At 36.3% G+C, this 17,762-nt stretch carries 14 protein-coding genes and 1 tRNA gene; 6 read left to right on the top strand and 9 right to left on the bottom strand.

Translation table 11 applies throughout. The features are described 5' to 3' along the window. Nucleotides 1-67 precede the first annotated feature (67 nt). From OZX61_RS08490 to OZX61_RS08480, 3 genes are read left to right on the top strand one after another with little or no spacing between them, the layout of a single operon-like run. The gene (locus OZX61_RS08490) at nt 68-478 is read left to right on the top strand and encodes a YraN family protein (RefSeq protein WP_277094531.1); all 411 of its coding nucleotides are present in this window, start codon (nt 68-70) and stop codon (nt 476-478) included. 57 nt (nt 479-535) lie between these two features. After that, the gene (locus OZX61_RS08485) at nt 536-1,210 is read left to right on the top strand and encodes a BON domain-containing protein (RefSeq protein WP_195771502.1); all 675 of its coding nucleotides are present in this window, start codon (nt 536-538) and stop codon (nt 1,208-1,210) included. Between the two features lie 40 nt (nt 1,211-1,250). Further along, a complete protein-coding gene (locus OZX61_RS08480) occupies nt 1,251-2,099 on the top strand; it encodes an alpha/beta hydrolase (RefSeq protein WP_277094530.1) in 849 nt (282 codons plus the stop codon). 25 nt (nt 2,100-2,124) lie between these two features. Here OZX61_RS08480 and nudC read toward each other — a convergent pair whose 3' ends face one another. The 3 genes from nudC to dnaQ all read right to left on the bottom strand — a co-directional run bounded on the left by nudC (nt 2,125) and on the right by dnaQ (nt 5,961). After that, entirely contained in the window at nt 2,125-2,874 is a 750-nt protein-coding gene (gene nudC, locus OZX61_RS08475) for an NAD(+) diphosphatase (protein ID WP_277094529.1), read from the bottom strand. Nucleotides 2,875-2,876: 2 nt separating this feature from the next. Further along, a complete protein-coding gene (locus OZX61_RS08470; protein ID WP_277094528.1) occupies nt 2,877-4,505 on the bottom strand; it encodes a chemotaxis protein in 1,629 nt (542 codons plus the stop codon). A 145-nt stretch (nt 4,506-4,650) separates the two neighbouring features. Next, the gene (gene dnaQ, locus OZX61_RS08465) at nt 4,651-5,961 is read right to left on the bottom strand and encodes a DNA polymerase III subunit epsilon (protein WP_277094527.1); all 1,311 of its coding nucleotides are present in this window, start codon (nt 5,959-5,961) and stop codon (nt 4,651-4,653) included. Between the two features lie 200 nt (nt 5,962-6,161). Here dnaQ and OZX61_RS08460 point away from each other — a divergent pair, with 200 nt between their 5' ends. Beyond that, the gene (locus tag OZX61_RS08460) at nt 6,162-9,104 is read left to right on the top strand and encodes a LysM peptidoglycan-binding domain-containing protein (protein WP_277094526.1); all 2,943 of its coding nucleotides are present in this window, start codon (nt 6,162-6,164) and stop codon (nt 9,102-9,104) included. Between the two features lie 91 nt (nt 9,105-9,195). On the opposite strand, the gene OZX61_RS08455 is transcribed toward OZX61_RS08460, so the two are convergent. The 5 genes from OZX61_RS08455 to lpxO form a co-directional block, all read right to left on the bottom strand. After that, nucleotides 9,196-9,271: transfer RNA gene (locus OZX61_RS08455), tRNA-Glu, on the bottom strand. 19 nt (nt 9,272-9,290) lie between these two features. After that, nucleotides 9,291-9,953, bottom strand: coding sequence for a ribonuclease T (gene rnt / locus OZX61_RS08450; protein ID WP_195771508.1), 663 nt, complete (start codon nt 9,951-9,953; stop codon nt 9,291-9,293). Beyond that, complete coding sequence (gene pyrC, locus OZX61_RS08445; RefSeq protein WP_195771509.1) at nt 9,938-10,972, bottom strand: dihydroorotase; 1,035 nt, start codon at nt 10,970-10,972, stop codon at nt 9,938-9,940. The genes rnt and pyrC overlap by 16 nt, the downstream gene beginning before the upstream one ends. A gap of 158 nt (nt 10,973-11,130) precedes the next feature. Beyond that, the gene (argG, locus tag OZX61_RS08440) at nt 11,131-12,489 is read right to left on the bottom strand and encodes an argininosuccinate synthase (RefSeq protein WP_195771517.1); all 1,359 of its coding nucleotides are present in this window, start codon (nt 12,487-12,489) and stop codon (nt 11,131-11,133) included. Between the two features lie 196 nt (nt 12,490-12,685). Further along, nucleotides 12,686-13,591, bottom strand: a complete 906-nt coding sequence (lpxO, locus tag OZX61_RS08435; protein WP_277094525.1) for a lipid A hydroxylase LpxO — start codon at nt 13,589-13,591, stop codon at nt 12,686-12,688. A 448-nt stretch (nt 13,592-14,039) separates the two neighbouring features. On the opposite strand from lpxO, the gene OZX61_RS08430 reads away from it, so the two are divergent. Together OZX61_RS08430 and sbmA are read left to right on the top strand one after the other, a co-directional pair. Then, a complete protein-coding gene (locus OZX61_RS08430) occupies nt 14,040-14,828 on the top strand; it encodes a DUF3050 domain-containing protein (RefSeq protein WP_277094524.1) in 789 nt (262 codons plus the stop codon). A 158-nt stretch (nt 14,829-14,986) separates the two neighbouring features. Next, complete coding sequence (sbmA, locus tag OZX61_RS08425; RefSeq protein ID WP_277094523.1) at nt 14,987-16,180, top strand: peptide antibiotic transporter SbmA; 1,194 nt, start codon at nt 14,987-14,989, stop codon at nt 16,178-16,180. Nucleotides 16,181-16,189: 9 nt separating this feature from the next. Here sbmA and OZX61_RS08420 read toward each other — a convergent pair whose 3' ends face one another. Continuing rightward, nucleotides 16,190-17,605 carry a PLP-dependent aminotransferase family protein gene (locus OZX61_RS08420; RefSeq protein WP_277094522.1) on the bottom strand — a complete coding sequence of 472 codons (1,416 nt, stop codon included), beginning with the start codon at nt 17,603-17,605 and terminating at the stop codon, nt 16,190-16,192. Between the last annotated feature and the right edge of the window lie 157 nt (nt 17,606-17,762).

The following is a 17,762-nucleotide window of genomic DNA, read 5'->3' as shown; positions in this document are numbered from 1 at the left end:
GTGTACCCGATTTAAAAAAAGACGTGGGAACTGATAGTCATGTTAATATTATTGTTTTTTATAAATTATGATGTGGGACACGAAAAAAATTGGGCTTTGGGGTGAAGCAACGGCTTTATCTTATCTAGAGCAAAATGGATTTAAACGACTTCAAACACGTTATTGTTCTCGTTATGGAGAAATTGACTTAATTGTTGAAGGAAATGGTACGATTTTATTTGTTGAGGTAAAGGTAAGAAGATCGCTACGTTATGGAAATGCAAGTGAATCTATTACGATCACTAAGCAAAGAAAGATTATTAAAACGGCATATGTTTTTTTACAAGAATATCCTGTTTATGAAAGTTATGATCTAAGATTCGATGCTATTTGTATTCAAATTAAACAACAAGTTGCAAAACCTATACTGCAAGATTTTTCGTTACTCAATTATGATTTAGAGTGGATTCAAGATGCATTTAATTTGGATGAGGTATAAGCGTATACTGAATTGTAACTTATCTAAAGTTAAACGGTGATAAAGGAGTTTATTTGGGTGTCTAAGCGTATTTTTCTTGCTCTTATATGTGCAGCAAGTTTGTCGGGTTGTGCGAGTTTTATTTCTGGTGGTACAGGTTCTACACCAGTTGGTACGGAAAGTGGTGTGCGTTCATTGGGGCAAGTACTGATTGATAAGTCTATTGAACGCACGGCTTATATTAATCTTTATAAATTAGATTCTCGTTTTAAGCAGTCACGTGTAAATATTAAGAGTTTTTTTGGAAGTGTGCTGATTACAGGACAAGTTCCTGATGAAAGCCTTAAAAAATTGGCCGAAGATAATTTAAAAGCAATGAGTGATGTGAAATCTGTACATGACTATATGACTGTGGGAAGTCAAATTAGTTATGGCACGATCATGCAAGATGCTACAGTGACTGCAAATACACGTGGTCTTATTGCAAGAGCTCCTGTTATTTCAGACAGTAAAGTACTTGTACATACAGAAGATGGTGTTTTATATGTGATGGGGCGCTTAAATAATGCTGAAATTGCAGATTTAAATAATGTGCTTGGACAAGTCGGTGATATTACAAGAATTGTAACCTTAATTGATAATATTCAAAGTACAGGAGCGCAAACACCTCAGCCTACAGTTCAAACGCCTGTAGCTGTTGCAGGATCACCTGATACAACTGGTACCGCTTCAACAACACCATATAATTATTAATTCTATGCGAAAAATAAAAATTAAAGAAAATTTGAACTCAATGTTTTATCCACATTGGGTTCAAATTAAAAATAGAGTTGAAGAGTTTAGATTGTACGACGTTGTGAGTACACGTCTAAATCGTTGGACTCCGCGTGAACACTTTGACCTTGTTTCTAATGTTTCGTATGGTGAACATGCTCGTCAAACATTTGACTTATATCGTACAAAAAAACCAAGGCAAGAACCTGTACTTATTATTTTTGTGCATGGTGGTACGTGGTCTCATGGTAAGAAGGAAGACTACTTATTTGTTGGTGAAAGCTTCGCTAGAGAGGGTTTTGATGTTGCGATTATCAACTATCGATTAGCACCTGAGTTTAAATTTCCTGCCTATGTGGATGATTTTGTACTTGCTTTAAATCATTTAGAAAAACAATTGCCTTCACACCAAATGGTATTGATGGGACATTCAGCGGGTGCATTTAATATTATGTCTGCAGTCTATCATCCTCAAAAATATGCATTTCATGCTTATAGTAAAATTAAAATGATCATTGGATTAGCAGGCCCATATCATTTTAATTACATGGGAGATTCAAATTTAGAGCAAGCTTTTGATGTGAAGCGGACTAAAGAAGAAACAATGCCTTATTATTTTGTGCAGAATAACAATATTGAACACATCCTATTACTTGCTTCTAAAGATTTTTTAGTTGCGCGTAGCAATACAATGGACATGCATGCTGCATTGAAGGCTCAAAAGAATAAAAGTAAAGTAGAAGTGATTCCTAGAACGGGGCATATTAGCTTAATTGGTAGTTTATCAAGCCACTTAAGTCAGTTCTTTAAAACAAAAACTGTGATTCTTCGTGAAATTGAGCGTTGTTTAAATCAATCATCATCCTAATAGACTAGGATGATGATTAGAGGTTTTAAAGCGGTATACCTTGGGTAATGTGCATGATTAATCGATGCGCGATGCTACCAGCATGAGGGACTTCGGGTAATGCAGTTTGTTTAAAAAATTGCGCATCAGCAATTTCATCTTCTTGAATTTTAATGTCGCCGTCTGCATATTCTGCATGAAATGCGAGCATTAAATTACTTGGGAACGGCCAAGGTTGACTTGCTAAGTAGCGAATATTTTTTATATGAACGCCGACTTCTTCCAGTGTCTCACGCGCAACCGCCTGTTCTAATGTTTCGCCAACTTCAACAAATCCTGCAATTAAACCGTATACATTATCTTTACGATGAATCGATTTTGCTAAAAGTACTTCGTTATCACCACGTGTAATAATGGTGATGATACATGGGCTAATTCTAGGATACTGACGATAATGACAATTTGGACAGACCATACAATGTTCTGTATGGTGCATTCTGGTTTTTGTTCCGCATTGGCTACAAAAACGATGTTTCTTTTTCCACTCTAACAATTGAACAGCACGACTGGCTTGTTCAAAAGTTTGATGATCCCAGACAGGAATTAGTTGGCGTAAAGATACAAATTGAAATCCATTTGGAATTTCATCGTTTTCATTCCATTGTCTTGCAATGGCAGTACAAGGTTCATCTAGTCTAATATCGGCTAAACAAGAACTAACTTTGGGCAGTTGCCAGTTATGGTCAACAAGCAACTGCTGATTTTCATAAATATATGCTATTTTTTCTTGTGACATAATTATGCGGCATGTTGGAGTTTTTGGCTATTCTCTAGAGCAACATCAAACATTCCAAACATGACAGGCTGTTTATTTGCAATTTCTTCTAAACTTACTGCAATACTTGCGCATACGCTTAAAATAATTTTGATGTCATTTTCTTCAAGAACTTCTTTAGATTTTACAAACTTAGCACAGTTTAAAAATGCATGGTAAATCACTTCACTATTAAATAAGAATAGAGAAGCACCAGCCATTTCTTCAAGTGCGTGTGGAAGTTCTTCAAATGAAGATTTATCTTCCGACTCATGATAACCAGTCAATAAGTTTGCATTTTCTTCAACCAACTCATGTAACTCTTGTGCAAGTGCAGTATAGGCATTATCTAAGCGGTCAAGTGCAATATTAGGGTTATTCACAGGTCTTTGTAATAAATCAGGCGTATTTTTACGGATAAACAAACCTAACTCATTTAGCGCTTGCAGTAAATTTTGCATGAGCTCTTGTGTTGTTTGGTCTTGCTGTAGTTGCTCTACGCTAGTGAGTGTATCTAAATGGTGAGTCAAGTTTGCTGAAATATGATTGAGGTTCAGTATTGTGAGTGTATTACGAATTTCCAAAAGTTGTTTATGAAGGCTTTGGAAGCGCTCCGCATTCATTGTTTTATAGTTAAACTCAACTTCTTGGTGAACAGACGTAATTTCCTGACTAAGGAGCTCTACAACGGCATTAATCGTTTCATAATCTGGTGCACGTAGTTTTTGTTGTAGCTCCACAAGTGCTTGATCGGAAATAATATCCTGTTTTAAGGAGAGTTGCGTTTTTAAGTCTTCTACGATTTTAGAATCTTGACCCAAGCAAATTCGAAGGACATTGGCAAATTCTGATTTTGTAGGTTCAAATGTTGCTGTCGAAACAAAAAAGTGTTCGATATTTTTTTCAATCTGAATGAATGTTCTTAGGCGAGGTGTGCTAAAGAATGTTTGATCAATGTTATTAAATGTTTGATATACAAACTTCCAATAATTCGAACTTGGTGTGTTTTCAGATTGGTGTACAAGTTGTTGACCTACAGCAATAAGTGCTGCTTTATCTAAACCTGTCAGATGCTGTGTTAAAAGTTGCTTTAAACATATTTTATAGAGCTGGTGCGTATATAGAGATTTCTCAGCTTTTTCTATCTGAATGTTTAGTGTAGGTTGTTCAGAAAAGTGGTGTTCGAGTCCAGCACCTTCTTGAGTAACTGGGTGGTTTAGTCTTGCTTCTAACTCATTGAGATGTTCAAGTAAAAAAGCAGGTACATTCTTTTCTTCTAGACAGCTAAATTCGATATAGCGTTTTACACCAAGCAATGACTTACTAATGATGTGTATATCTTTGACATCAACTTTTTCAGGCGTTTGCATCACTTGCTGAGTAATTTCAGCGCTGTAATCAATAATTTTACCGAGTGTAGGCTGATCAATCAGATAAAGTACCTTTGCACACTGACTAAGCTGTACCACAGCATCATCGAGTCCAAAAGGTAGTTTTTGATCTTCGACCAAACTAGAGATGAGCGTTTCTATTTGTTGGATCGAATTATCTATTTCGGATTTGACCATCAGTAGTGCTGTTGGGTTGAAAGATGTAGAGATTTGATCCGACATGAAATATACCTATCTATTAATCCGCAGCAGTGAGCGTGCCTTTACTTATTAAGATAATACAGTGAAAGCATGAATAGTAAAATAAAAAGAGAACCAATTTCTATATCATACGCCACCTTTGTTTCAATGAAACGAATGTGTGTATTTACCCCAGTTTTGCAAAAATGCTTGGTTCACCATTTTTTTGAGCAATTTCTTCTAGCCATGCTTCGTGTGCTTCTAACTCTGAGTCTAGGGCATAAATCACAGGTAAAGCAACATTTATATGTGCTTTATGCTGTATTTGATCTGAATTTTGTGAATCTTGTGACAAAGTATCCATATCAAATGCAACTTGGCCACCTGTCATTGCTAAATAGACGTCTGCTAAAATCTCGGCATCGAGTAGGGCACCGTGGTATGTCCTGTCTCTTGCAGGAATTTCGTATCTTCTTACCAAGGCATCAAGTGAGTTCTTTTGGCCAGGATGTTTATTTTTCGCCATTGCAAGTGTATCAGTGACTTGACACACATCTGAGAGCTTTTGAAACCCAGCTCTTTCAAATTCCATATTAAGGAAGTTCATATCGAAAGATGCATTGTGGGCAATAATTTCGGCACCTTTTAGGTACTCAAATAAAGTCTGAGAGATTTCTTGATATTTCGGTTTGTCTGCTAAAAATTCATCTGTAATACCATGGACTTCAACAGAGTCACCAACAGGTTTTTCAGGATTAATATAAATATGAATGGAGCTACCAGTTAGCTTTCGGTTAATCATTTCCACGGCACCAACCTCAATAATGCGGTCACCATCTTGAAAATAAAAGCCAGTCGTTTCTGTATCTAAAATAAGTTGTCTTGGACCATGGATATTTTTTTCTTGAGGCGTAATTTTAATATGGGGGTGCTGTATTGAATTGTCTACCTGATGTTCAATATGATCTGTATCCTCTTCTTTTTCATGTAAATCAAATCCAAAAGGGTCATCTAAAATCCAATCATCTTCAATTTTTTTTTTCTTAAACTCGTGTGCTGGCCCCGCATTTGGATCTTTTAAGAAGTCATCTGCACCTTTGTTTGCAAGTTGATCAGCCATTTCGTTTCCTTCATGACCTGCATGGCCTTTAATCCAATTCCACTCTATATTTCTCTGTTGGCAAACTTCGTCAAGTTTTTGCCATAAATCTGGGTTTTTAACATCTTTCCAGTTTTTTTTCTTCCAACCATGAATCCACTCGGTAATACCTTGTTTAACATAATTGGAATCTGTCCAAATAATGAGTTTTGCATCGACTGGGCAAAACTGAACTCCCTCGATTGCTGCAGTTAGCTCCATACGATTATTTGTTGTTAGTTTTGCACCACCAGACAGTTTATGTTCCCCTTCTGGCATAATGATATAAGCACCCCAACCACCTAATCCAGGATTCCCACGACAAGCGCCGTCAACATAAAGTGTAATTGTTTGTGACATGATACAAAATCCAAACTAAAAGTTGTGGTGAAACGTTTTATTCTACCGTGCAAAATGCTTGTTTTCAGTAGTTTTACAAGATTTTTTAATTTCTTGTAACACTTAATGTAGACTAGCATAAATTAGAGTGTTGTACCTTAGGTCAGCTTTAATAAAATGGAACAAAGAATTAGTACCTCACGGCTTGTTTGGGATTGTATATGTTTAGACCTACCACGGTATTGTGGCAAATTTCTGCACCGCAAATTTTTAAAGTATCATTATTAGGTTCAACCGTTGCAGCGTTAATCTTAAGTACGGGGTGTAGCTCTACACCAACAAGAACACAAACAACAGCAATTAAGTCGAAGCAAGTCGGTTCATCTGATTATTTGGATGTGAGTTCTTTAGATTCTTTAGAAGATTTATTGTCCGCAACAGATATGCGTGCAGTAGAGGGAGATCGACTTCTGATTTTAAAACATGGTGATGTTTGGAAACGCATGACTGTTGGTTTTAAAATGGATGAGACACATTGGGACCCGCGTATTGAGGCTCAACGGAGTTGGTTTATTTCGCGCCAGCCGTATTTAGATCGTTTAAGTGCACGTGCCAGTCGTTATTTATATCATACGGTGAAAGAAGCTGAACGTCGTGGTATGCCAACTGAATTGGCATTATTACCAGTGATTGAAAGTTCTTATGACCCAGCAGCAACAAGCTCGGCTTCTGCAACAGGGTTATGGCAATTTATTCCAAGTACGGGGAAAATTTATGGTTTGCAACAAACCAGTTCATATGATGGACGCCGTGATGTCGTGGAATCTACGCGTGCTGCTTATGAGTTCTTAGGTAGTTTATATAATCAGTTCGGATCTTGGGAATTGGCACTTGCAGCTTATAATGCAGGGCCAGGGCGTGTTCAGCAAGCAATTAATCGTAATGCGTCTTTAGGATTGCCAACAGATTATTGGTCTTTAAAATTGCCTGCGGAAACCATGAACTATGTTCCACGGTTTTTGGCAGTTGCACAGATTATTAAGAACCCTCGTGCCTATGGCGTAACATTGCCACCTATTGCAAATAGACCTCACTTTAGAGAAATAAAAATACAGCCTGGTGTATCTATGGCACAGATTGCTGATTTATCTGGGCTTTCTCGCACAGAGTTATATGCACTGAATCCAGGTTATCGTGGTGACTATATTGATACGGATAGTCCAGGAAGGATTTTAATTCCTTCAGATGTTAGTCCAGCAATAGATCGTAAATTACTTGCTTTAAAAGGTACAGGATATACAGGCAATAACACTTGGGTAAATACTGCATCTTCATCTGTGAAAAGTACAGTGACAACACAACCTGTTATTGTGGGTAGTGCTAAACCTATTCCTGATCGTAGTCGTGCAAATACCCCAGTCAATCCAGATGCTCTTGCAGCCTTTGCAAATAATGCAGATGTACCGAGCGCACCTCGTATTCCTGTTGCAGTAACCAATGCAAGTAATTTAAAAAAGCCGGTCAATACCGAGCCACCAATTTCAATTCGTGAAAGAGATCGTATTTTATCTGAAATTAAAGCAGATGATGCCAAAGAAACAGTTAAAAATGTTGTACAGCCTATAGCGGACACATCTGAACAGCAACAAGTGATTAATGAAATTAAAGCTATTGCGCCTTCTGGTACACAGGTTGTCGATCCTTTAGATGGTAAAATTAAGTTAACTGCTATTCAAACCAGTCAGTCTGTTGCTGATAGTGAAGGTAAAGAGGTTACTAAAAGCTTCTCTTATCCAAAAAATGTTGTGGATACGGTTACAAAAGACTCAGATGAAGCAAAAAGAAATAAAGATAGAGACTATATAAAGACAGATACAGATATTGTTGCAGTGACACCAAAAGGTGAGCGTAGTACTTATACTGTTGTTGCTGGAGATACCTTAGCTACAATTGCGATGAAAAATGGTGTGAATTGGAGAGATATTGCAAAGTGGAATCAGATTGATCCAAATGCGCCGTTATATGTAGGGAATACTTTATATTTATATGATGCAAAAATACAAAAGTCTGCACCAGAGCGCCCTGAGAGTTATATCGTTAAAGCGAATGACAATTTAACAACTCTGGCAAGTCAATTTAATATCTCCGTGAAAGATTTGGCAGATTGGAATGGTTTATCGCCAACCAGTAATTTGCTAATCGGTCAAAAGTTAGTACTTAAAGCACCGAAAGATGTACCTGAAGTAAGAAAATCACCTAAGGTGAAAACACAGGTTTATAGCGTAAAGCGTGGTGAATACCTGAAGTTAATTGCAGATCGATATGGTTTATCTAATCAAGAGCTTGCAGATTTAACACCTGATTTGTCTGCAAACGATAGCTTGCAAGTAGGACAAAAAATTAATGTTCCTGTAACGCAGGTGGACGATAAAGAAAAAGATAAAGCAACTCGTAGTAGTGAAGTTGTCACGGAAGCTTATAAAGTGAAACGTGGTGAAACACTTAATTCTATTGCAGCTAAGTCTTATTTGTCTTTAAATGAATTGGCAAAACTCAATCATGTGAAGAGCAATTACCAAGTTCGTGTTGGTCAAACAATTAAAGTACCGGAGGGTACTCAAACACCGACAGAATATACCGTTAAAAGCGGTGATACGCTATCAAGTATCGCATCGCACTATAATTTACAAATAGAGTATTTAGCACAGCTGAATGGTCTGTCGAGAAATTCTGGTGTACGTGTAGGCCAAAAGCTGAAATTGGATGATGATGACAATACGGATACAGCTACATCTGTGGTGAAGCCGACAGTGCAAACTGAAAAGGTGAAAGAGAAATCTGTATCAAATTTGCAAAGTGGTAAGGAAACTGAAAGTTATACAGTTCAGGCAGGTGAATCATTACATGCGATTGCAGCACGTTATGATCTCAGTGTGAAAGATCTTGCTGAAATGAATGATCTTAAAATGAAGGCGAATTTACGTAAAGGTCAGGTTATTCAGGTACCAAAGAAAACAGTCGATTATAAGGTGAAATCTGGCGATAATTTGATTCGTTTAGCCAACAAATATGGGATTGAACCTAAAGTATTGGCAGAAATGAATGATTTGAAACCGAATGCACAGTTACGTTTAGGTACGGTTATTCAGGTTCCAAACAAGTAGATCACTTAAAGGAGGGATTTTAAAATTCCTCCTTTTTTATTAAATGTTAGACAATAAAAAAGCCCAACATAAATGTGAGCTTTTAAATATATGGCGTCCCTACGGGGATTCGAACCCCGGTTACCGCCGTGAAAGGGCGATGTCCTAGGCCTCTAGACGATAGGGACGTATAGAAGTGGGCTTATTCTATTCTGCAGGAATCAGTGTGTCAAGTGTATGTGGAGCAAGTTTGTTTAAAATATAGCAAAATAGTTCGGCAGTTTTCTCTGTATCATACAGTGCTGAATGTGCTTCTTTACCATCAAATTCGATACCCGCTTGGATGCACGATTTAGCCAACACCGTTTGTCCAAACATCACTGCACTTAGTGTAACTGTATCGAATACTGAGAAGCTATGAAAAGGGCTTTGGTTTTTTGTACCAGTACGATCTACTGCTGCACGTAAAAAACTTAAGTCAAAATGAGCATTGTGCCCAACTAAAACGGCATGCGAGCATCTTTGTTGACGTCTAGTTTCATTTAGTGATTTAAAAATACGTTTTAAAGCACTCTTTTCATCTTCAGCCATTGCAATTCTTAGAGGGCTGTAAGGGTCTATACCAATAAACTCTAATGAACGACGATCTAAATTCGCACCTTCAAAGGGATTAATATGAGCATGTATAGATGGCCCTGGTACAAAGATACCCTCATCATTATAGACAATTGGTATACATGCAATTTCTAGTAGAGCATCTGTTTGAGGGTTGAAGCCTGCTGTTTCCACATCCACAACAACAGGCAAAAAGCCACGGAAACGTTGGCCAATCAACGGTGTATTGACTGCTTCTGTCACATTTTTCTCCATTGAATTGTTTGTCCTGCATACAGTGGAATAATTTGTTGGTCTTCCAAATAGCTTAAACTTGCTGGAATAACTTGATCTTCTTTTTTAAGTGTAATGGTCGATGTATTTCTTGGTAGTCCATAGAAATCTGCGCCAAAATGGCTAGCAAAACCTTCTAAGCGATCTATTTTACCTACCTGATCGAAGGCCTGAGCATAAAGTTCAATTGCAGTTGGGGCACTATAACAACCTGCACATCCACATGCATTTTCTTTAGCATCTTGAGCGTGTGGTGCACTGTCTGTACCTAAGAAAAATTTAGGACTTCCACTTGTTGCGACATCTAATAAGGTCGATTGGTGTGTTTGACGCTTTAAAATAGGTAGACAATAGAAATGTGGTTTTATTCCACCTACAAGCATATCGTTACGATTAAATAAGAGATGCTGAGGTGTAATTGTCGCTGCTACTTTCTTGCTTTGCTCTAATACAAAATTCGCGGCATCGCTGGTCGTAATATGTTCTAGAACAATTTTTAAATCAGGAAATTGTTGAATAAGCGGAGAGAGTACTTCATCTAAAAAGCGTTTTTCCCGATCAAAGATGTCGACATGCTTATGTGTAACTTCACCATGAAGTAATAATGGAATTTGATGTTTTTCCATTTCTTCAATGACCGCATAGACTTTGCGAATATCGCTAACACCATTATCTGAATTGGTTGTTGCACCTGCAGGATATAGCTTAATTGCGTTTACACAATCAGATGCTTTAATTTTAGCAATTTCACTGGGCAATGTTTGATCTGTAAAGTATAAAACCATACGTGGATCAAAAGGATTACCTTCTGGAACATGTTGCATAATGCGATTGCGGTATGCGATGGCCTCATCTACTGTTTTTACAGGTGGAACAAGGTTTGGCATGCAAATCGCACGAGCAAATTGTTGAGCAAGATCAGGTACTGTACGTTCAAGTGCAAGACCATCTCTAAGATGCGCGTGCCAATCGTCTGGCTGAGTCAATGTTATTGTATTCAAGGTCATTTCAAGCTAAAAAATAAAGTAAATGATAATGCATAAAGCTCAAAAATCATAATGCTGTGTGATTACAGCAATGCTTATGTTTAAAGAAGCAAGCTAGAGATCAGAAAATAATACTTAAAAAAAACTGCTCGTGAAGAGCAGTTTTTTAGGTTTTATTTCTTTTTGGTTTCAAGCTGAGGCACAGCAGAACCTTGAGCAATGGAAAGCAAACCAGTTTGGCTATAGATTCCAAGTTTTGCGCGCGTGTCGATAATATCTAAGTTACGCATAGTCAATTGACCAATACGGTCCATTGGTGTGAATGTTGAATCACCTTTTTCCATGGTTAAGCGTTCAGCTTCATAAGTTAGGTTTGGAGATTCTGTATTTAAAATACTATAGTCATTCCCACGACGCAGTTCTAAAGTCACTTGACCAGTGATTGCTTTTGCAACCCAACGCTGAGCTGTTTCACGTAGCATGAGTGCTTGTGAATCAAACCAACGACCTTGGTAAAGCAAGCGACCTAGGCGTAGACCATTAATACGGTATTGTTCAATGGTGTCTTCATTGTGTATACCTGTAACAAGGCGGTCATAAGCAGCATGAAGTAGTGCCATACCTGGAGCTTCATAAATACCGCGAGATTTTGCTTCAATAATACGGTTTTCGATTTGGTCAGACATACCTAAACCATGACGACCACCAATTTTATTGGCTTCTAAAATAAGGTCTACAGGGTTGTCAAAGCGAGTACCATTAAGTGCAACAGGCATGCCTTCTTCAAAAGTCACAGTTACTACTTCAGGTTTAATTTCAACATCATCACGCCAGAAGGCAACGCCCATGATTGGTTCAACAATTTTTACACCAGCATCAAGATATTCGAGATCTTTTGCTTCGTGTGTTGCACCTAGCATATTTGAATCTGTTGAATATGCTTTTTCTTTTGACATTTTATAATCAAAGCCATTGTCAATCAGGAACTGTGACATTTCAGCACGGCCACCTAATTCATCAATGAATTGTTGGTCTAACCATGGCTTATAGATTTTTAGTGCTGGATTGGTAAGCAGACCATAACGATAGAAACGTTCAATATCGTTTCCTTTGTAAGTAGAGCCATCACCCCAAATATTTACATCATCTTCTTTCATGGCTGTAACAAGCATAGTTCCTGTTACAGCACGACCTAAAGGTGTTGTATTGAAATAAGGGACACCACCTGTACTGATGTGAAATGCGCCACATTGAATTGCAGCAATACCTTCTAAAGCAAGTTGAAGTCGGCAATCAACCAATCGGGCTTTATCTGCACCATATAGTTCTGCTTTTTTTGGAATGGCATTGTAGTCATCTTCATCTGGTTGACCTAAGTCTGCAGTGTAAGCGTAAGGTTGAGCGCCTTTTTGCTTCATCCAAAGTAATGCTGCAGATGTATCTAAACCACCAGAGAAGGCAATACCAACTTTTTGCCCTACAGGTATATTTTGCAAGATTGTTGCATTATCAGTCATTGTGGATCCTAATATTATGAACTCGATATCGTAAAGAGTATCACCGAAAGCGTTTTATTTTATAGATTTCATTCACCAAATTTTATGGTAAAAAATAACATCAATAAAATGATAAGACGATTGCTGACTTAAAATGATCAGTGTATCTATATATATATTATTACTTAAAAAAGAGCAGATACAAAGTATTGCATCCGCTTTTCGTTATATTTTAAATAAAACTTGGTAATAGAATGAGTAAAATAATGGTAGAGAATAGCGTCCATTTTGTTACATAGTACATCGAACGATTTCTTGCCTTGAGTTCTCTTCCTTTGGTGTGAATGGCATATAGATATTTAAACGCCTTATTAATTCCACCTGTTTGGTCTTGGTCGTCATTGGGTGAGCTTGCTGCAGCCATAACGTTTCGACCAAACCAATGGTTAAATCGCTGTGCCCAATTCCATTTCATTGGACGCTCAATATCACAAAATAGAATGATACGGGTTTGTTCTGTTTTATTTTGTGCCCAATGTACATAGGTTTCATCAAATAAAGTGGCTTCGCCATCTCTCCAGCTATGACGTTCGGTATCAACCTCAATAAAACAATCTTGATGATTTGGGGTGGAAAGTCCTAAATGATATCTAATAGAGCCTGCATAAGGGTCTCTATGTTTTCCGAGATAGCTTCCAGAAGGTAGTTCTGCAAACATTGCCGCTTTTACCGAAGGAATTTTTTCGAGTATTGCTACGGTTTTAGGGCATAGTTGTTGTGCAGATGGATGAGAGTCTTTATACCACTTTAAATAAAATCTTTTCCAACCACGTTTAAAAAATGTGTTAAAGCCTGCATCATTATTACTTTCAGCTGCTTTAATTTGATGGTTTAACTGAAGTGCTTCTTCTCTGATAATTTCCCAATTATCTTGTAAAGGTTTTAATTCGGGAAAGTCTTTTAGATCGAAGAAAGGTCGATTTGGTAACTTAGAAAAGCCAGTCATAAACATATTGACTGGGCCTAAAAAAGTCGAGTGGTCGAAAAGCTGTCTAGAAAATTTTAAACGAACCTGACCTCTATAATAAGTATAGGCTAGACTCGCGAAAAAAATTCCAACGATGATGAGTGCATACATAGATACTTCACTTTAGAAACAGGGCACACAGGTTCTAAGCTATACGCTATGTGTACGCTTAGTATTAGTACAGGTGAAAACGGTAAAACATATTTTTTTAAAAATTTGACTTAATTCATAGATTTTTTAGTAAGAAATTAAGTGCTTGAGTATTTTATTTCATATTTTTAGGATAAACAAACTGTTTATTATTTATATTTTTATATATTATTAAGTTTAGCTATTTTATTGTCTTTTAAGGCTTCACTCTACAAAATAAAAACAAATATTAATTTGATGAATAATAATATGAAATATATATGATTATAGTAAATATGTTTTTTGTTTTTTAAATAAAAACCTAAATAATATATAATGGTATTTATTTAATTATTTTTTTTAATATACAATTTTATGGGTATTTTATAAAAATACATTTTTTATTTTATTTGGTTTTAAAGAAGAAGATATGAATATTAATAATTTTAATGAAGGTGAATTGGTTTTTTTAGAGGAGCATAATAAAAAGCTTATTAGAATGAAACGGCATCCAGTTTTTAAAGAAATTCATTCATTAGATGATCTAACCTTGTTTATGCAATGGCATGTATTTGCTGTTTGGGATTTTATGACGCTTGTAAAACGACTACAGCAAGATTTTACATGTACTTCTATTCCTTGGGTTCCTCCACGTAATGTAATGGCTGCAAGGTTAATTAATCATATTGTTCTGGGTGAAGAAAGTGATGATATTGTAGGGAAGTATATAGGAAGTCATTTCGATATTTATCTTGCTGCAATGAAAGAGATTGGTGCAAATACATCGCAGATCGAAAAGTTTATATCGCTTTTAAATAGTAAGGTAAGTTTTTATGATGCTTTAGATATTGTTGAAGCCCATCCTAAAATTCGTGAATTTGTTACCAGTACATTGGAATTAGCAATTCATGGTACAACTGAAGAGGTTCTTGGAAGTTTCTTTTATGGTAGAGAAGATTCAATTCCTCAGATGTTTACTTCTTTGTTAGATTCTTGGGGAATTCCTAATGAAACTGCACCAATATTAAGAAGTTATCTAGCGCGTCATATTGAGTTAGACAGTGAAGATCATGGCCCCGCAATTAAAAAGATTATAGACTCAGAAATAGGGCACGACCCTAGCAAATTACAAGGTTTTTTCTTAGCAGGTGCTGATGCCATTGAGCGAAGAATTTATTTGTGGGATGGCCTATATGCACAATTACGTGAAATAGTCTAAATTTTAAGTAAAGTAGCGTGGCTAGTTACAAAAAAAATGTAACATATACTCAGTTCAATGTCAGAATAGTGTACGAATCATATTTTGCATAAAGAAAAAATCCTGTAAGTATTTCATATGTTTATAGGATTTTAAAAGATTGGGAAGAATATATATTTATGTTTGAGTCTTTTTTTCCGACGCCACGTCGCTTTTTTTTATCTGCGATTATTTGGACTGTAGTTAGCGTTGGTCTTTGGTATCTTGGGGGAAAACATTGGGGTGTTTATCTTGGGTTTAATCAAGATTATGCAAAGGCAGTTCTACCTATAGGCATTAGTCGTTTTGTATACCCTGTATTTATTTGGTTCTATATTTGGTTTTTTATTTCGATATTAATTTTTGCTACCTTTTGGAAGGTTATAGCAAACCATAAATGGCATACTTGGTCTATTTGGGGATCTGCATTTATTCTTTTTAATATTTGGTTCAGCGTTCAAGTGAATGTAACGCTGAACGAGTGGTATAACCCTTTTTACGATCTTATTCAAAATATGCTTTCGAATAAGGGTGGAAATGTCCACGATCTTTATATGGGAACATTAGATTTCTTAAATATTGCAATGGTCTATGTGACAATAGCAATTATTAATTCGTTCTTTACGAGCCATTATATATTCCGTTGGCGTATGGCAATGAATGAATATTATATTCAGCAATGGCCTAAGCTTCGCCACGTAGAAGGTGCTTCTCAGCGTGTGCAGGAAGACACGATGCGATTTGCCTCTATTATGGAAGGGTTAGGCGTAAGTTTGATTAATGCAATTATGGTTCTAATTGCATTTTTACCAGTGTTATTTAAACTTTCTGAACATGTAAAAGTCTTACCTTTGGTGGGTGAAATCCCGCATGCTTTAGTATGGGCTGCAATTGTTTGGTCTGTTTTTGGAACACTCTTAATGATGGTGATTGGTATTAAATTGCCAGGACTTGAGTTTAATAACCAAAAAGTTGAAGCAGCCTATCGTAAAGAGCTTGTTTATGGAGAAGATAGAGAAGAATATGCTCAACCATTAAAACTTAAAGAACTATTTTCTAATGTGCGTACAAATTACTTTAGGCTTTATTTTCATTATGCTTATTTTAATTTAATTAGTACATGGTATTTACAACTTGATATTTTATTTAGTTTGGTTGTATTGTTCCCATCTATTGCATCTGGAGTCTTAACATTAGGCTTACTCACACAGATAGGTAATGTCTTTGATAAAGTACGAGGCTCATTCCAATATCTTATTAGCTCTTGGAAAACAATTATTGAATTACTCTCAATTCATAAACGTTTAAAAGCATTTGAGTCGGTATTAAAATAATAAAAGGGCTTAGTCCCTTTTATTTATAAGTTGACTGATGGTATTACAAAGAATATATAGAGCTTGCTCATGTCTTGGTGTGAGCTCAAACGAACTATTGATACGTAAATAGTTCTGTGGCGATTGGTCTATATTAAATAAATGGCTTGGCGTAATACCAATATTTTTCTCAATGAGTATATTAAACAGGTCAATACTATTTATATTCTGTGGTAGTTCAATCCATAAAAAATATCCACTTGAATAATAATGTATATGACACTCCTTAGGAATATGTTTGGAAAGCAAACGATATAGATTGTTTTTACGTTGATACAATTGCTTTCTTAACTGTTGTAAATGCTTGTCATAATACGGTGTAGCAATAAAATCGGCTAAGGTGCTTTGAATGAGTGTATTGGCAGACAATGTACTCATAAACTGTAAGTGTTGAATTTTTTCAGAGAAATGAGTGGTTCTGACCCACCCAATACGGATGTTTGCACCCAATACTTTGGAAAAAGAAGAACAGTGTAAAACTTTTTCATTATTTAAAAAATAACACATAGGTAAGGGTCTATGCCCTGCATAGTACAGTTCGTGGTAAGTATCATCTTCAATTAAATAAACGTCATGCTGTTGCAATAACTCGGCAATTTTTTTCTTAATTTCATCTTGTACTGTAAAACCAATAGGGTTATGGCTATTGAGCATAAACCAACATACTTTAATTGGATATGTAGAGAGAATGTTTTTAAATGCTTCAAGGTCAAATCCATATTGCATATCTGTAGGAAGCGTAATGACATGTAACCCCAGACGTTCAGCAGCTTGCCAAGCACCATAAAAGATTGTGTCTTGCAACAAAATATAGTCACCAGGGGTGGTTAAGGTTTGCAACGAAAGGTTGAGTGCATCTAATGCACCAGAGGTAATAATAATATCGTTTGCATGGGTAGGAACACCTTGAATGTTATATCTATTCGCAATTTGTTGCCTCAGTTTTGCATTACCAGGAGGCATGTTCTTATTAATGCCATCTATTGGTTTTTTCTGTGCATAGGTAGCAAGAATTCGCATGATTTTAGCGTTATAGAGGCATTTCTCGTCGGGAAACGCTGAGCTAAAATATAATTGATCTAATCTTTGTGTTGCTTTTAAATAAGAAAAAACTTTTGAATTTATTTTAACAGTCTGTGGTCCAGAGGTATAACTATCATTGACCGTTTTTGGTGTATAAGATTCGGCTACAAAGAAACCAGATTTTTCTTTTGAATAAACACGTCCTTCAGCAACTAATAACTGGTAAGCATTGAGTACAGTCATTAAGCTATAGCCACTAATTTCAGCTTGGACGCGGATAGAAGGTAATTTGGTATGAGGGGAGTAGCTGCCATTCTCAATCAATTGTTTTATTTGGTGGACAAGCTTTTCAGATTTATACATGTGATTTGCAAAAGAAAATCGTATTCATCTATTTATAACAGATTGAAGAAAAATATGGTATATGACGCTCATCTGTTATAGTTTTTTAGAAGAAAACTGTATCTACACGTTTATCTGTATTACTTAGATAATGATAGTACTCTTCTACTATATGAGA

Source organism: Acinetobacter sp. ESL0695, assembly GCF_029392135.1.
In the GTDB taxonomy this organism is placed as follows: domain Bacteria; phylum Pseudomonadota; class Gammaproteobacteria; order Pseudomonadales; family Moraxellaceae; genus Acinetobacter; species Acinetobacter pollinis.
The sequence above is the reverse complement of the archived record's forward strand: the minus strand, read 5'-3'. Positions and strand labels throughout refer to the sequence as shown.

Bases quoted from the DNA above. Each gene is read 5' to 3' on its own strand.
- OZX61_RS08490 (WP_277094531.1), top strand. From the start codon at position 68: ATGATGTGGGACACGAAAAAAATTGGGCTTTGGGGTGAAGCAACGGCT.
- OZX61_RS08420 (WP_277094522.1), bottom strand. From the start codon at position 17,605: ATGTATAAATCTGAAAAGCTTGTCCACCAAATAAAACAATTGATTGAG.
- lpxO (WP_277094525.1), bottom strand. From the start codon at position 13,591: ATGTATGCACTCATCATCGTTGGAATTTTTTTCGCGAGTCTAGCCTAT.
- sbmA (WP_277094523.1), top strand. From the start codon at position 14,987: ATGTTTGAGTCTTTTTTTCCGACGCCACGTCGCTTTTTTTTATCTGCG.
- OZX61_RS08460 (WP_277094526.1), top strand. From the start codon at position 6,162: ATGTTTAGACCTACCACGGTATTGTGGCAAATTTCTGCACCGCAAATT.
- dnaQ (WP_277094527.1), bottom strand. From the start codon at position 5,961: ATGTCACAAACAATTACACTTTATGTTGACGGCGCTTGTCGTGGGAAT.
- rnt (WP_195771508.1), bottom strand. From the start codon at position 9,953: ATGGAGAAAAATGTGACAGAAGCAGTCAATACACCGTTGATTGGCCAA.
- OZX61_RS08430 (WP_277094524.1), top strand. From the start codon at position 14,040: ATGAATATTAATAATTTTAATGAAGGTGAATTGGTTTTTTTAGAGGAG.
- OZX61_RS08480 (WP_277094530.1), top strand. From the start codon at position 1,251: ATGTTTTATCCACATTGGGTTCAAATTAAAAATAGAGTTGAAGAGTTT.
- OZX61_RS08470 (WP_277094528.1), bottom strand. From the start codon at position 4,505: ATGTCGGATCAAATCTCTACATCTTTCAACCCAACAGCACTACTGATG.
- nudC (WP_277094529.1), bottom strand. From the start codon at position 2,874: ATGTCACAAGAAAAAATAGCATATATTTATGAAAATCAGCAGTTGCTT.